The sequence below is a fragment of the Aeromonas sp. FDAARGOS 1409 genome (assembly GCF_019048705.1).
Lineage (GTDB): Bacteria > Pseudomonadota > Gammaproteobacteria > Enterobacterales > Aeromonadaceae > Aeromonas > Aeromonas sanarellii.
This window is the reverse complement of record NZ_CP077395.1, coordinates 1,962,819-1,977,958: the sequence shown is the minus strand read 5'-3', so window position 1 is coordinate 1,977,958 and position 15,140 is coordinate 1,962,819. Positions and strand designations below refer to the sequence as shown.

The following is a 15,140-nucleotide window of genomic DNA, read 5'->3' as shown; positions in this document are numbered from 1 at the left end:
GGAACTCATGAGCAAGGACTCGTTCGCCCAATCGGCCGCCTATTTGAAACAGGCGGTCCCCCTGATGATCAAGTATCAAATCCCCACCACACCGAACAATTACCACCTCTGGTACAGCTACGTCTCCGGAGGCATGCCGGAGCTGAATCAGGCCGTCGATCAGGCGATAAAACTGCAGGGCACCTTCTCCCTCACCACCTGCGAGCGCCTCTATCATCAACACCTCGCCAGCCAGGACGAGCAGCAGCTCGAGGCGATGAAACTCAATCTGGCGGCCATGGCCAACGAGCTCGGCAACTCCATGCAGGACGCCCTGATGGATACTGGCCAGTTCCAGGCCATGCTCGACAAGAGCTTCGACAAGCTGAGCCTCATCGATGACGAGGGGCTGAGCCTGGAGGACACCATGGGGATCCTGCGGGAACTGGTGCGCGAATCCAGGGAAGTGCGCATGTCCACCCTGCACTTTCGCAACCAGCTCAGCAGCGCCGAGAAGGAGATCAAGGAGCTGAAGCAGGCGTTGAGCGAGACCCGCAAGATGGCGACCGAGGACCCCCTGACCTCCCTGCTCAACCGCCGCGCCTTCGACCTGGAGATGGAGAGCCTGATCCGCAGCAAGCAACCCTTCTCGCTGATCATGACCGATATCGATCGCTTCAAGAACTTCAACGACGAATATGGCCACCTGCTCGGCGACCAGGTGCTGCGCATCGTCGGCAAGCGGCTGCGGGAGGCCAGCAAGGAGGGCATCACGGCCTATCGCCTGGGAGGCGAGGAGTTTGCCCTGCTGGTGCCGAGCCGCGCCCTGGCACTGACCCGGCAGATGGCGGAGAGCCTGCGCCGCGTCATCGAGCGGATGTCGATTCTGGATCGCAAGTCCGGCCGGCGCATCGATCACATCACCGCCTCGTTCGGGGTGGGGGAATACAATGGCCAGGAGACGGCGGATGCCCTGATAGAGCGAACCGACAAGCTGCTCTACAAGGCCAAGGAGCTGGGGCGCAACCGGGTGATGCCCCTGCCCTCCTGAGGACACCAGAACGCAAGAAGGCCGGTCAATGACCGGCCTTCCTTTTTCCATCTCGACTTAGAGGCTTTTCAGCTTCTCTTCCGGCAGGGCCAGCTCGTCGTTGCGGTTGACGCCGATGCCGCGCTCCAGCACCTGGCGGGCGATGGCGTGCGCCTCTTCCAGGGAGTGCATGCTGTAGGTGCCGCACTGATATTCGTTGAGCTCGGGGATCTTGCCCTGCTCCTGCACGGCCAGCACGTCGCTCATGGCGGCCTGCCAGGCGGCACCGACACGGGCCTCATCCGGCGCGCCGATCAGGCTCATGTAGAAGCCGGTCCGGCATCCCATGGGAGAGATGTCGATGATCTCCACCCCGTTGCCGTTGAGGTGATCTCGCATGAAACCCGCAAACAGATGCTCGAGGGTATGGATGCCACGCTCGGAGAGGATCTCCTGGTTCGGCACGCAGAAACGCAGGTCAAACACCGTGATGGTGTCCTTGTTCGGGGTCTGCATGGTCTTGGCCACCCGCACTGCAGGGGCTGCCATGCGGGTGTGGTCGACGGTAAAACTGTCCAATAACGGCATTTCTGACTCCTGATTGGTTAGGAGAACCAGCCCCCGCTGGGAAGCCGATCCTTGCATTGTCTGTATTGGGCACCGTAGCGCTGGGCGCGGGCCTCCACCTTGCGGGAGACCTTCATCAGCCACCCCTTGCTGCGGTAGCTGCCACGCCGGTAGCCACCCCAGCCTTCGTGATAATTGAGATACTGGCCATAGGCATCCCACTTGGAAGTGCCGTTGAGCCGCTGGGCCTTGTGAGTGTACCAGCCCATGAAATCGATGGCGTCGGCAAAGTCGTCGCGATCACTCCAGCCATTGCCGGTTTCCCGCTGGTAATCGTCCCAGGTTTCGTCCTTCACCTGGGCATAGCCGTAGGCGGAGCTCGCCCGCCCGGTCGGGATGAAGAGGAAGTACTGCATCGGCGGCTGGGCATCGTGCACGAAGGAGGACTCCTGATACATCATGGCCATCACCACGTGCACCGGCGTGCCCCACCGCTCGTTCATCCTGAGCGCGGCCTTGTGCCAGTCCGGCTTTTCGCGAAAGATCTGGCACAGGTTTTCCGGCTGGGCGGGCGGCCGGGTACTGCAGGCGCTCAGCGTCATCAACAGAGCGGCCGCCACCCTGAAACGCATCCGGGTCATCAGAGGGACAGGCCCTCAGCGTCGTTTGTCATCACGAGATACATCCACCACATCAGATTGCGTCTTCGTTCTCTTCACCGGTGCGGATACGAATGACGCGCTCCACCTCGCAGACGAAGATCTTGCCATCCCCGATCTTGCCGGTGCGGGCGGTGTTCTGGATCGCCTCCAGGCAGGCGTCGAGATCCTCGTCCTGCACCACGAGCTCCACCTTCACCTTGGGCAGGAAATCGACCATGTACTCGGCGCCGCGATAGAGTTCGGTATGGCCCTTCTGGCGGCCGAACCCCTTGACCTCGGAGACAGTCATGCCGTTGATGCCGATCTCGGCCAGGGCCTCGCGCACATCGTCCAGCTTGAACGGTTTGATGATGGCTTCAATCTTCTTCATGGTGACTCCTTACCAGTTCTGTTTGCCGAACCCGGACGTGATGGGGTAACGGCGATCCTTACCAAAGTTGCGGGCCGTGATGCGGGGGCCGACCGCCGCCTGACGGCGTTTGTATTCGTTGAGATCCACCAGACGGACCACCTTGCGCACCACCGCCTCTTCGAAGCCCTCAGCCACCATGTCGGCCACGGACGCATCCTCTTCCACGTAGCGCTTGAGGATGGCATCCAGGATGTCATAGGGAGGCAGGCTGTCCTGATCCACCTGGTCCGGCGCCAATTCGGCCGACGGGGGACGATCGATGACCCGCTGCGGGATCACGTATTCCACGCTGTTGCGATACTCGCACAGCTTGAAGACCAGGGTCTTGGGGACATCCTTGAGCACGTCGAAACCGCCGGCCATGTCGCCATAGAGAGTCGCATAACCCACCGCCATCTCGCTCTTGTTGCCCGTGGTCAGCACGATGCGGCGGCGCTTGTTGGAGAGCGCCATCAACAGCACCCCGCGGCAGCGCGCCTGCAGGTTCTCTTCGGTGGTGTCGCGGGCAGTGCCTTCAAACAGCGGCGCCAGCTGAGCCATAAAGCCTTCGAACATGGGCTCGATGGAGATGATGTTGAACTCCACCCCCATGCGCTCGGCCTGCTCCTTAGCGTCTTCCACGCTCATCTGCGCGGTGTAGCGGAACGGCATCATCACCGCCTGCACCTTGTCCGCCCCGATGGCATCGGCTGCAATGGCCAGGGTCAACGCCGAGTCGATGCCGCCGGAGAGCCCCAGCACAGCCCCCAGGAAACCGTTCTTGGTGACATAGTCGCGCACCGCCAGCACCAGCGCCTGATAGGTCTCGGCCAGCGGCTCGAGCGGCGCGACCGGCTCACGCTCCTTCACCGGCTGACCATCGGCAAAGCGCACCAGCGCCATCTCTTCGGCAAACGGGGCCAGCTTGTGGGTCAGTTCGCCCCGGCTGTTGAACACCTTGGAACAGCCGTCGAAAATCAGCTCGTCCTGGCCGCACACCTGGTTGAGGTAGACCAGCGGCAACCCGGTCTGATCGCAGCGCTCGGTCATCAGCTCGCGGCGGATCCAGGGTTTCTCCTGATCGTAGGGAGAGGCGTTGATGGTGATCAGCACATCGGCTCCCGCCGCCTTGGCGGCCAGCGCCGGGCCGGGTTGCCACAAGTCCTCGCAGATGAGCAGCCCCAGTCGATGACCACGGAACGACACCACGCAGGTCTCGCTCGCCGCCGTGAAATAACGCTTCTCGTCGAACACCCCGTAGTTGGGCAGATCCTGCTTGAAGTAGCGCGCCACCAGCTTGCCCTGCGCATAGAGAGAGGCGGCATTGTAGAGCGCCTCCCCTTCGCGCCAGGGGTGGCCCACCAGAATGGCGCAAGCCCCCTGCCATGCAGCGATGCGGGCCAGGGCCGCCTCTACCCGGATCATCAGGTCGGCGCGCAGCAGCAGATCCTCCGGCGGATAGCCGGTCAGGGCCAGCTCGGAGCAGACCAACAGGTCGGCACCTTGTTGGTCAGCCTCGGCGGCGGCCGCCAACACCTTGTCACAGTTATCTTCGATGGCGCCTACCGTCAGATTCAACTGGGCAAGCATCAGAGAGAGGGCTTTTGCCATGGCGATGCATCTTGAATTCGAAAATGATGGGGAATGATAAAGAAAAGGCGCTGGCTGTGCCAGCGCCTTGGCTCCCTCAACAAGCCTCAGGGAGAGCAGGTCAGGTTGGCGGCATTGGTGACGCCGTTATCGACCAGCAAGGTGCAGGGGCCGCTGATGACCTGAGAGCCATCGGCAGGCGGAATCATCGGGATGCTTAATGTGTTTGGCCTCACAAGGAAGTTGATATTGCCACTCCCTGGATGCGAAAAGCTCACCACCAAAGTGCTATTCTGCTCCGCCGAACAAACATATATACCAACTTGGTTAGTACTTGCAGGCTCATCAATACGGCAAGAGGAGGAGGGGTAAATATTCAAGTTTTTGAAATAGTCTTTATTACAAGCAATTGGAGCTGGATTTTTGTTGCTGGTTTGCTCCAAGCATTGCACCCTGCCTGTAACGGTTAACATGGGCTGCGATACCACGGTGCTATCGACTTTGAGCGACAACTCCGTACTGAGCGCCAAGCTCTGATCCCAAGGTGAAATCAGCGTAGCTGTGACCCCAGAGTTCCCCTGATAAACAGTGGCCTTCACCTTCACGCTCTGCAGCACTAGACTACTGTCCTGGGTCGTTTTTTTGGCTGTCAAATAACCACGGCTATAGCTACCAAAGTAGTAGTTATTGAGATCGACGATTGTATCAACCGGTTCGTTGGTCACTGTGGCATAGTCGGTAACCCCCCCCGTCAACTGGCCGCTGAGTGGTGTCATGGACCACTCCGCCAGCATGGTCAGATTGATGTCCTGAAATGGTACCTTGGCCAGATAACCAGTCACACTAGTATCAATCCCAGCCAGATAAACGGGATCCAGGATATCGACATAGATGCCGCGAGCGATCAGCTGCCGAGTCCCCGTATTCAAGGTGATGGCCGTCGTCGCATCCCCTCCGGCCGCGACGTTACTGGGCGTGGCCAGCCAGTCGGCAAACTCAGTGATAGCGGGAGGCGTCGCCGTCTGGTTTGATGTCCAGCTCAGGGTCTGCTTCTGCCAATCGATATAGGTTTTAACCACATATTGTATGTAATTCTGGTAACTGACCTGATTGGCGGCCTTGGCCAAAAAGTCAGAGGTCACGACGACAACCTTGACCAGATTCCAGTCAGGCAAGGGCCGATAATAGCCATCGATCCGCACGAAACGACAAGCATCGACATAGTCACCACCAGTTACCGCGGTCAGCGAACCATCGTAACGCTGTCGACTGGTGTTGAGCGGCGCATAGTAATTGGTAAAAGTGCTCCCCGACCCATCAAAGTGATCCTTGCAGCAGCTTGTACACAGTGCTGGCTGGTTATTCCCGACCGTCCCGGTCTGCTTGCTCTGCAAGGCCCCGACTTTCCAATACAGCTGGTTGGTGGCAGTACTGTAGGCCTGACCTGGCAGATAGGCATTCAAAGTGGAACCATAAGTGCAGGTACAACTCACGGAGCTTATATCCTGCTGAATTTGCTGCGTATTGCCTTGATTTGCCGGCTGATACGTCACCGTTTCAAATTGCACTTCCTTGCCGACGGTATTATTTTTGGCCACCACGGTGGGAGAAGGCTTGCTGGTCTCCTGTCTGCTGCCATTGCCGAGATCGATGGAGATAACATCTGGCGCTACGCCTGGATTATAACTTATCTTCGGTCCTGTCCGGGCGGTATCCAAGCCCCCTTTCAACTGCCCTGCGGTCAATGATTCCGTAGGTGAGGCATACCCAATGAGAGCAACCGACAGCGTCGCCCCTTCGCTGTTGGTCCAACTCACGGTCGTATTGATCTGCTTTCGCCCGGGGTAGTTCAGCAGATATCCCGCAGGGGCCGTGTTCTGCCATGCAGAGGTGCTCCCGTTCCAGTATTGGTTGGTCACAGTCCAAACCAGCGTGTAACTGTCGCCAGACTGACTTTTGGTAGCATTACCGCTTGTGATGGCTGCATAGGCAGTGAGTGGGGCTGTCGCCGTCACCAGACTGTTGAAATTACGAAACTCCTCAATCTTGGACTCCGCGAGCCGCATGGCCACTTCATAACGCTTCCCATCCTGGGAAGCCGTCAGGGCCGACTTCGAGAGGACCACCAGGCCGACGACGCCCACTCCCAGCACAACTAGTGTCACTAGGATCTCAAACAGGCCAAATCCTTTTTGCCATTTCATTTACTTGTCCTCTACCAGTCGCGCCAGCTACCCGGCACCTGTTTAAGAGTCTGGAAGGCAGCTCCCGTCTTGATATTGCTCAGCGCGGCCGCATCATACTTGGCATCATAGGTACCATTCGCCTTGCCCAGCTTGAAGTTGGCTGCCAAGGCTCCATGAACGATGGCTCCACCTCTGAGATCAATATCTTTGTTCGTCGTTGTGGGATTGGAAGCATAAGCGAATACCAGCCCGTAAAGCTGGCGATTGCCATTGATACTCAAGTTGCCATCCTTGATGATTAGTACCACCGGGGCAGATTGAGTACCAATATTGGAGCCGGGATTGCAATCGCCATTGACAATGACAAGCCCTGTCGTCGTCGGCCCCAGACCATCACAATTATTGACTATCTGGTTGGCTCTTGATTCTATGTTGGCCCAGCCAGCGGCATCGTCATTCTCATTGAACAAATACCACACCAAGTCGTCGGGAAAATCGGGATCGCTATCCTTGATATCCGACTGTTTATTGCCCGGCTGGCTGATGTTGGCACTGCAACCACCAGCGTAATCCCCTTGGTGGCAGGTCTGCCCCGAGCCGTTGGTAAGATCGACATACTCATCGGTCCAGATGGAGAGTGGCACTCCGAGCCCCCCCCCATTGGGATTGGCAACTACCGTAAAGTTGCCGCTCACCGCCATGCCCCCAGCAACAGTCAGTGGTGCCGCAGGTGTCCCAGCCAACACATTGCTCTGTACATACCGAGCCTCAACTGCCGCCTGCGCCTGGCTGTTGCTCAGGCTAGCCACTGAACGAACCAGGATAGGAGCAATGGGCGTGGTACTCCCAGCCACCACGGGAAAGGGAGTTATGCATTCAACCGTCAGGGTATAACTCCCACCCGCACCTGATGGAGAAAACGAGTTGCCTGACCAGGCAGGGATAGAAGAGGGGCAAGACGCCCCTTCAGCAGATAGTCGGCCAAAACCATAGGAGAGCCCCTGCTCTGCCAATGCCATCACTTGACGATAGAGCGTTTCATTCAATGTGATGCGGCGATCCGCTACCAACAACTTGCCCACCAGCAGAGTGACCGCCAGCAGGATCAGTAACAGGATCAGCGTGACAGTGAAGGTAGTAAAACCGGACTGGATTCTCATATCAGTATCCGTCATTGCGCAACTTGATATCACGCTGCAAGTTCAAGGTCAGCTCAGTATTGTCCTTGTAGCGGCCCGAAATGTTGAGTTGAATTGCCCTGGCACCGCTTACCTGACTGCTGGAGAGCAGGCTATAGGTAAGCGCAGTAATTTCTATTGCGTCATCAGTAGATAGAAGGACACTACTATCGCAAGCGGCCGAGCCCCCAGTGTCTAGTTTGACTCCCTTTTGAGCGCTGCTGTAGCTGTAGACTCGTGACTCATTTTGCGATGATGTTGAAGGTGAGGGGCTCGGATTATCGAGAACACCGTCAGCATCATCATCATAACTAATCCTGATACAACGATAGAGCTTAGAGCCAGTCGCAGTCTCATCTAGCAGATCGGTACTGACATCAAAATAGAAAGGGGAAGGTGCAGCACCAGAAGTCATTCGAGTAGCGGTAGCAGCGCTGGCATCATAGCCGGCCCGCTCAATATCTCGGGCAATCATGTCGGTGATCGCCTGAACCTCCTGATTGAGTCGGCTCACCTTCATAGCCGTGCTATTTGCCCTGAGAATCGTCGCAAACAGCGTCGTCACCGCAGCCACTAGCAGCAGACCCGCCACCATCGCCACCATCAGCTCCACTAGACTGAACCCCTTGACATGACTGGTTTTCAACATGATGAAATCCCATTGGTACAGGGGCTAGTCTTTATCCGACCATAGCTCGCGATGACAACCTTGTAAGCAGTGCTGGAACCATTGGATAGGGTAAGTTGCCCCCCGAAGAAAGTGCCCCGGCGTGGCGTGAAGGTGATGCTGGCAGTGGAGCCACTCTTGTATTGGTTCGACGCATCGATCACCACGCCGCCAAACTCGTTTGCATCGGCGCCTTTGCGGCCCTCGATACTGGAGCAATGGTCGGCACAACTGCTGCAGGTAGCGTCTATCGCGATTCGATAACACCAGTTCGACTGACCGGCGTTGAAGAGTTTGAGCGTCAAGGGGCCGCCGCGTTTTATGGCCTCGGACTTGAGCAGCATCATGTCGGTATAAAGCGCCTGGGTGGCGGCCCTGACTATCTGCTCCTGGCGCAGCGAACGATAACTGGGGAGCGCGACGGCAACCAGAATCGCCACCAGTGCCAAGGCTAGTATCAGCTCTATCAGGGTAAAGCCGGACACCGGCCTGATCCGCATTTCCATGTTTGCCCAGACTCCTGTCTATAGCCCGTTCTCGGGCCGGCGAGTACTATCCTATGATAGTCTCAACTCACTAATGGAACCATGCCGATGCCACTACGCTTCGCAAGAGGAATTACGCTGATTGAACTGATGGTCGTGGTCGCCATCGTGGCCATCATCGCCGCCGTGGCCTACCCCAGCTTTATGGATGCTTTGCGCAAATCGCGTAGAGCCGAGGCCATCAAGGGACTGCTGACTATGCAGCTAAAGCAGGAAGAATACCGCATCACCAGCGCAGCCTACAGTACCAACCCTGCGGACCTTGGCAGTCCCTCCAGCGCCTACTACAGTTTTGACGTTGTTTCGGCATCAACTAACACTGTAACCTACAAACTGATAGCGCAGGCCAAAGGAGCCCAGAGCGGCGACACTGGTTGCGCCAATATGTATATCGACAAGACCGATGAGAAGACACCAGCAGAGTGCTGGAAGTAGGTAATGCGGGGACAAAAAGCACGATGCCGACATTAGTCGGCATCGTCGTTATTACAGGATCCGCAGTTCGGCGGGAACCTCGAACACCACGTTCTCCTCGCGACCGGGGTGCTCGGTCACTATATTGCCCCCCAGCTCGCGCAGGCGGGCGATGACGTTCTGCACCAGAATGTCGGGGGCGGAGGCGCCGGCGGTCACACCGATGCGCTCCACACCATCCAGCCAACCCGGCTCAATCATGGAGGCATCATCGATGAGGTAGGCACGAGCCCCCACCTTCTCGGCCAGCTCCCGCAGGCGATTGGAGTTGGAGGAGTTGCGCGACCCCACCACCAGCATGGCATCCACCAGCCCGGCCATCTCCCGCACCGCGTCCTGACGGTTCTGGGTGGCGTAGCAGATGTCGTCCTTGCGCGGCCCCTGGATCTTCGGGAAGTGCTGGCGCAGCGCATCGATGACGTCAGAAGTCTCATCCACGCTGAGGGTGGTCTGGGTGACGAAGCAGAGATCGTCCGGATTCTTCACCCGGAGTTTCGCCACATCCTCCGGCGTCTCCACCAGATATATGCCCCCCTCGGGATTTTCGTACTGGCCCATGGTGCCGATCACCTCGGGGTGGCCGGCATGGCCGATGAGCACGGCCTCGGAGCCCTTGCGACTGGCGCGATGGACCTCCATGTGCACCTTGGTCACCAGCGGACAGGTCGCATCGAACACCTTGAGGGCGCGGGACTTGGCCATCTCGCGCACCGTCTTGGCCACGCCGTGGGCGGAGAAGATGACGATGCTGTCGTCCGGCACCTCGTCCAGCTCCTCGACGAAGACGGCGCCCGCCTCCTTGAGCTTGTTCACCACGTAGCGGTTGTGCACCACCTCGTGGCGGACATAGATGGGGGCTCCGAACTTCTCCAGCGCGCTCTCGACGATGCTGATGGCCCGGTCGACACCGGCGCAGAAGCCACGGGGGTTAGCCAGCAGAATATCCATCAGTGAACCTTCTCCTCGTCATCAACCCCCAGGATCTCCACCTCGAAGGTGACGGTGTGACCGGCCAGGGGGTGGTTGAAATCGACCGTGACCGACATCCCTTCCACCGCCCGGATGATCCCGGGCAGCTCGCTGCCGTTGGGCTGGTCGAACAGTATGATGGTACCTACCTTGGGCTCTACATCGGCACCGAACTTGGCGCGGTCGAGATGGTAGATGTTGTCGGGGTTGGAGAGGCCGAAGGCCTCTTCCGGCACCAGGGTGAAGCTCTTGCTCTCCCCTGCTCGCAGCCCCAGCAGGCATTGCTCGAAGCTCGGCGTCAGACTGCCGTCTCCCATCCGCAGACGGGCCGGCTTGCCGTGCAGCGCCGTGCTGTCGGCCACCGAGCCGTCTTCCAGTTTGATAGAGAAGTGGAACAGCACGCTGCTGTCCGCAGCAATCGACTGGCTCATGAGGTCGCGTCCTGTTTTTTCTCGCCACGGAAGCCGTCCAGCACGATCATGGCGGCACCGATGAAGATGAAGCTGTCCGCCAGGTTGAACGCCGGCCAATGGGCACGCTGCCAGTAGAAGTCGAGGAAGTCGACCACATGGCCCAGCACCAGCCGGTCAAACACGTTGCCGAGCGCCCCGCCGATGATCAGGCTGTAGGCGATACCGCTCCAGCGCTGGGTCACCGACTGCTTGCGCAACCAATGGATCAACAGACCGCAGATGGCAAACGCCAGCAGGGCGAAGAACCAGCGCTGCCAGCCCCCCTGATCGGCCAGGAAGCTGAAGGCCGCCCCCTTGTTGTAGACGTGGACCAGGTTGAAGAAGGGGGTGATCTCCACCCCCGGATAGCCAAACGGCAGCAGCTTGACCACGGCGAGCTTGCTCGCCTGGTCCAGTACGAAGGCCAGCACCGCCAGCCACAGCCAACGCAGGCCGGTTTTGTTGTTCATCTCGTTCTGAGTCATGTTCATCAGGCAAATTGACGCGTTTCGCCGTCACCCTCGACGTTGGTGACGCAGCGGCCACAGATCTCTTCGTGACCCGCGATGGTACCCACGTCTTCCACATGGTGCCAGCAGCGGTCGCACTTGGCGGCGGCAGACTGCGCCACGCAGAGCCACAGGTCGTCGCGCTCGGTCGCCACGGCGTCTGCCGGGGCGGCATCTGCGCTGACCACCCTGGCCTTGGAGGTGAGCAGCACGAAGCGCAGCTCATCGGCCAGGGCGTTCAGGCGGGCAGCCAGTTCCGGCTTGGCGAACAGGGTCAGCTCGGCCTGCAGGGAGCCACCGATGCGCTTCTCCCCACGAGCCACTTCCAGCGCCTTGTTCACTTCACCGCGCACGGCGAGGATCTCGGCCCAGAACTCGTCGTTCAGCACTTCGCCCGCTTCCAGCCCGAACAGGCCGTCGTACCACTCCTCGGTGAAGACGAATTCGCCACGCTCACCTGGCAGCAGCGCCCAGATCTCGTCGGCGGTGAAGCTCATGATGGGCGCCATCCAGCGCACCATGGCCTCGGCGATATGATAGAGGGCGGTCTGGCAGGAGCGACGGGCCAGGCTGTCAGCCTTGGCGGTGTACTGACGGTCCTTGATGACGTCCAGATAGAAGGAACCCATCTCGATGGAGCAGAACTGCATCAGCTTCTGGGTCACGCCGTGGAAGTTGTACTCGTCGAACGCGGCCACGATCTCGGCCTGTACCGCCTTGGCACGGCCCACGGCCCAGCGATCCACCACCACCATGTCGGCAGGCGCCACCATGTCGGTCGCCGGATTGAAGCCGTTCAGGTTGGCCAGCAGGAAGCGGGCGGTGTTGCGGATGCGACGATAGGCGTCGGCCGAGCGCTTGAGGATCTCGTCGGAGACGGTCATCTCGCCGGTGTAGTCGGTGCTGGCGACCCACAGACGCAGGATGTCGGCACCCAGCTTGTTCATCACGTCCTGCGGGCTGACCACGTTGCCGATGGACTTGGACATTTTGCGACCCTGACCATCCACGGTGAAACCGTGAGTCAGCACCTGGTTGTAGGGGGCCTTGTCTTTCATGGCCACGCCGATCATGAGCGACGACATGAACCAGCCACGGTGCTGGTCGGAACCTTCCAGATACATGTCGGCTGGCTTGCCGTTGAATTCGGGACGGGCATCGACCACGGAGGCATGGGTGGAGCCGGAGTCGAACCAGACGTCCAGGGTGTCGGGCACCTTCTCGTAGTTGTCGGCGTCGGCTCCCAGCAGTTCGGCCTTGTCCAGATCCCACCAGGCCTGGATGCCGGACTGCTCGACCCGCTTGGCCACCTCTTCCATCAGGCGGACGGAATCCGGGTGCAGCTCCTGGGTATCCTTGTGAACGAACAGGGAGATGGGCACGCCCCAGGTACGCTGACGGGAGATGCACCAGTCGGGACGATTCTCGACCATGGCCTGAATGCGGTTCTTGCCCCAGGCCGGCACCCAGCCGCTCTGGCCGTGCTGGGCAATGCCCTCTTTCTCGATGCGCTCGATCTCTTCGAGGGCACGCTTGCGCAGACCCTTCTGCTCCATGCTGATGAACCACTGCGGGGTGGCACGGAAGATGATCGGGGTCTTGTGGCGCCAGCAGTGCGGGTAGGAGTGGTTGAACACCTTGTGGTGAAGCAGGGCGCCGCGCTCGGTCAGCACCTCGACCACGGAGGCGTTGGCCTTAAACACGTGCTGGCCGGCAAACAGCTCGGTATCCGGCAGATAGACGCCGTTGCTGCCAACCGGGTTGGCCACTTCCAGGCCGTACTTTTGACCGACCACGAAGTCTTCCTGACCGTGGCCAGGGGCGGTGTGCACCGCGCCGGTACCGGCGTCCAGGGTGACATGGTCACCCAGCACCACGGGCACATCGAAGTGGTAGAAGGGGTGATTGAAGCGCAGCAGCTCGAGCGCCGCGCCCTTGGCGTAGCCCAGGTTGTGGAACTTCTCGATGCCGGCCCTGTCCATCACGTCCTTGACCAGCTCGGCGGCCAGGATCAGGCGCTCGGGATGCTCGCCCTCCACCTGCACCAGGGCGTAGTCCAGATCGGCGTGCATGGCGATGGCGCGGTTGGCCGGCAGGGTCCAGGGGGTGGTGGTCCAGATCACGGCAGAGATCACGCCCTTGCCGGTGTGGCCTTCGGCGCAGTCAAACTTGGCGGCGACGGCAGCCTCGTCGACGGCCTTGAAGCGCACGTCGATGGAGGGGGAGTTCTTGTCGTAGTACTCCACTTCGGCCTCAGCAAGCGCGGAGCCGCAGTCGGTACACCAGTGCACCGGCTTTGAGCCCTTGTGCAGGTGGCCGTTGGCCACGATCTTCGCCATGGAGCGGATGATGTTGGCTTCAGTGCCGAAATCCATGGTCAGGTAGGGGTGTTCCCAGTCACCCAGCACGCCCAGACGGATGAAGTCGGTCTTCTGCGCTTCGATCTGGGTCTTGGCGTATTTGCGGCACTCGGCGCGGAACTCGGCGGCGGAAACCTTCTCCCCCGGCTTGCCGACCATGCCTTCCACTTTCAGCTCGATGGGCAGACCGTGGCAATCCCAGCCCGGCACATAGGGGGAATCAAAGCCGGAGAGGCCCTTGGACTTGATGATGATATCTTTGAGGATCTTGTTGACCGAGTGACCGATGTGAATGCTGCCGTTCGCATAGGGGGGGCCATCGTGCAGAATGAAAGAAGGCTTGCCCGCTTTGGCGCGGCGAATGGCGCCGTAAAGATCCTGATCGTACCAACGTTTCAGCATGTTGGGTTCGCGCTTGGCCAGATCGCCACGCATCGGAAACTCGGTTTCCGGCAGATTCAGGGTGTGTTTATAGTCGCTCATCAGTCCTGGGTTCCCTTCTTTTCTAAAAGAGTGCTGGGTAAATGAAATTGTGGCAGCCCGAACCAGGCTCGGGCCGCCAGGGCATCTCGTTCGATCTGCTCTTTCAAGGCGGAGAAAGAGTCAAACTTCTGCTCTTCGCGCAGCTTGTGGCGAAGCAGCACCTTGACCTGCTGACCATATAGATCACCAGAAAAATCAAATAGATGTACTTCCAATCTGGCTTGTGTACCGCTCAAGGTCGGCCGTACACCCACATTGGCGACACCGGGGAAGGTCTTGCCGGAACATATCACTTCCACCGCAAACACGCCACCGACCGGGACAACCTGGCGTTTGAGGGCCAGATTGGCGGTGGGAAAACCTATGGTGCGCCCCAGCTTGTCGCCGTGGGCCACCCGACCGCTGATGGCATAGGGGCGACCGAGCATCAGCTCCACCTCCGCCATGCGCCCGGCCCTGAGGGCCTCGCGCACTAAGGTGCTGCTGACCCGCTGACGGGACAGCTGGAAGCTCTGGGTGCTGATCACCTCGAACCCGAAGCGTCGCCCCGCCTCTTCCAGCAGATGGAAGTCCCCTTCCCGCCCCTTACCGAAGCGAAAATCGTCGCCCACCACCAGGTAATGCACCCCGAGCTTCTCCACCAGCAGCTGCTCGATGAAGGTGCTGGCAGCCTGCTCGGCGAAACGGTGGGTGAAGCGCACGCAGAGCATGCGGTCGATCTGCATGGTCTTGAGCGCTTCGTACTTCTCCCGCCAGCGGCTGAGGCGGGCGGGCGCGGCGGCACCGGCAAACAACTCCAGCGGCTGGGGCTCGAACAGCATGACGCAGGCCGGCAGGCCGAGCTGCGCGGCCTTCTCCTGCAAGCGGGCCAACACCGCATGGTGTCCCTGATGAACCCCATCGAAGTTGCCTATGGTCAATACACAGCCCCGGTGACGGGGCTTGATATTGTGAATGCCGCGAATGAGCTCCATCAGTGCCTTGTGCGTTGCTGCCATGGAAATCGGCGGATTATATATCAGGCAGCAATCAGGGTCAGCCCTGCCGTTGACCCGATTTCAGCTATCCGATGCCGTGTCCGACGCCATGAAGACGGGG

The 15,140-nt window shown here is 59.6% G+C and carries 15 protein-coding genes; 2 read left to right on the top strand and 13 right to left on the bottom strand.

Going from position 1 to position 15,140, the window contains the following annotated elements; translation table 11 throughout:
- The first annotated feature begins 7 nt into the window (after positions 1-7).
- Positions 8-1,030, top strand: coding sequence for a GGDEF domain-containing protein (locus I6L39_RS09485; protein WP_042079273.1), 1,023 nt, complete (start codon positions 8-10; stop codon positions 1,028-1,030).
- A gap of 57 nt (positions 1,031-1,087) precedes the next feature.
- Here I6L39_RS09485 and luxS read toward each other — a convergent pair whose 3' ends face one another.
- The 8 genes from luxS to I6L39_RS09445 form a co-directional block, all read right to left on the bottom strand.
- Positions 1,088-1,597, bottom strand: coding sequence for an S-ribosylhomocysteine lyase (luxS, locus tag I6L39_RS09480; RefSeq protein WP_042079274.1), 510 nt, complete (start codon positions 1,595-1,597; stop codon positions 1,088-1,090).
- A gap of 17 nt (positions 1,598-1,614) precedes the next feature.
- A complete protein-coding gene (locus tag I6L39_RS09475) occupies positions 1,615-2,208 on the bottom strand; it encodes a hypothetical protein (protein WP_167335726.1) in 594 nt (197 codons plus the stop codon).
- A gap of 61 nt (positions 2,209-2,269) precedes the next feature.
- Positions 2,270-2,608: a nitrogen regulatory protein P-II gene (glnB, locus tag I6L39_RS09470; protein WP_005308848.1), complete on the bottom strand. Its 339-nt coding sequence runs from the start codon at positions 2,606-2,608 to the stop codon at positions 2,270-2,272.
- Positions 2,609-2,617: 9 nt separating this feature from the next.
- A complete protein-coding gene (locus I6L39_RS09465; RefSeq protein WP_216991637.1) occupies positions 2,618-4,240 on the bottom strand; it encodes an NAD+ synthase in 1,623 nt (540 codons plus the stop codon).
- Between the two features lie 86 nt (positions 4,241-4,326).
- Positions 4,327-6,423 carry a prepilin-type N-terminal cleavage/methylation domain-containing protein gene (locus I6L39_RS09460; RefSeq protein ID WP_216991636.1) on the bottom strand — a complete coding sequence of 699 codons (2,097 nt, stop codon included), beginning with the start codon at positions 6,421-6,423 and terminating at the stop codon, positions 4,327-4,329.
- Positions 6,424-6,434: 11 nt separating this feature from the next.
- A complete protein-coding gene (locus tag I6L39_RS09455) occupies positions 6,435-7,565 on the bottom strand; it encodes a PilX N-terminal domain-containing pilus assembly protein (RefSeq protein WP_216991635.1) in 1,131 nt (376 codons plus the stop codon).
- A 1-nt stretch (position 7,566) separates the two neighbouring features.
- Positions 7,567-8,232, bottom strand: coding sequence for a PilW family protein (locus tag I6L39_RS09450; protein WP_216991634.1), 666 nt, complete (start codon positions 8,230-8,232; stop codon positions 7,567-7,569).
- Positions 8,226-8,756, bottom strand: coding sequence for a GspH/FimT family protein (locus tag I6L39_RS09445; protein WP_216991633.1), 531 nt, complete (start codon positions 8,754-8,756; stop codon positions 8,226-8,228). Before I6L39_RS09445 ends, I6L39_RS09450 begins: the two co-directional genes overlap by 7 nt.
- 87 nt (positions 8,757-8,843) lie before the next feature.
- Here I6L39_RS09445 and I6L39_RS09440 point away from each other — a divergent pair, with 87 nt between their 5' ends.
- Entirely contained in the window at positions 8,844-9,230 is a 387-nt protein-coding gene (locus tag I6L39_RS09440) for a type IV pilin protein (RefSeq protein WP_216991632.1), read from the top strand.
- Between the two features lie 51 nt (positions 9,231-9,281).
- On the opposite strand, the gene ispH is transcribed toward I6L39_RS09440, so the two are convergent.
- The 5 genes from ispH to ribF are packed head-to-tail and all read right to left on the bottom strand — an operon-like array spanning position 9,282 to position 15,016.
- On the bottom strand, positions 9,282-10,217 hold the full coding sequence (gene ispH / locus I6L39_RS09435) for a 4-hydroxy-3-methylbut-2-enyl diphosphate reductase (protein WP_216991631.1): 936 nt from the start codon (positions 10,215-10,217) through the stop codon (positions 9,282-9,284).
- The gene (gene fkpB / locus I6L39_RS09430; protein ID WP_042079281.1) at positions 10,217-10,669 is read right to left on the bottom strand and encodes an FKBP-type peptidyl-prolyl cis-trans isomerase; all 453 of its coding nucleotides are present in this window, start codon (positions 10,667-10,669) and stop codon (positions 10,217-10,219) included. The genes ispH and fkpB overlap by 1 nt, the downstream gene beginning before the upstream one ends.
- A complete protein-coding gene (gene lspA / locus I6L39_RS09425) occupies positions 10,666-11,181 on the bottom strand; it encodes a signal peptidase II (protein ID WP_042079282.1) in 516 nt (171 codons plus the stop codon). The genes fkpB and lspA overlap by 4 nt, the downstream gene beginning before the upstream one ends.
- Positions 11,181-14,042, bottom strand: coding sequence for an isoleucine--tRNA ligase (gene ileS / locus I6L39_RS09420; protein ID WP_216991630.1), 2,862 nt, complete (start codon positions 14,040-14,042; stop codon positions 11,181-11,183). The genes lspA and ileS overlap by 1 nt, the downstream gene beginning before the upstream one ends.
- Positions 14,042-15,016 carry a bifunctional riboflavin kinase/FAD synthetase gene (gene ribF, locus I6L39_RS09415; RefSeq protein WP_202007359.1) on the bottom strand — a complete coding sequence of 325 codons (975 nt, stop codon included), beginning with the start codon at positions 15,014-15,016 and terminating at the stop codon, positions 14,042-14,044. Before ribF ends, ileS begins: the two co-directional genes overlap by 1 nt.
- Positions 15,017-15,140 lie beyond the last annotated feature (124 nt).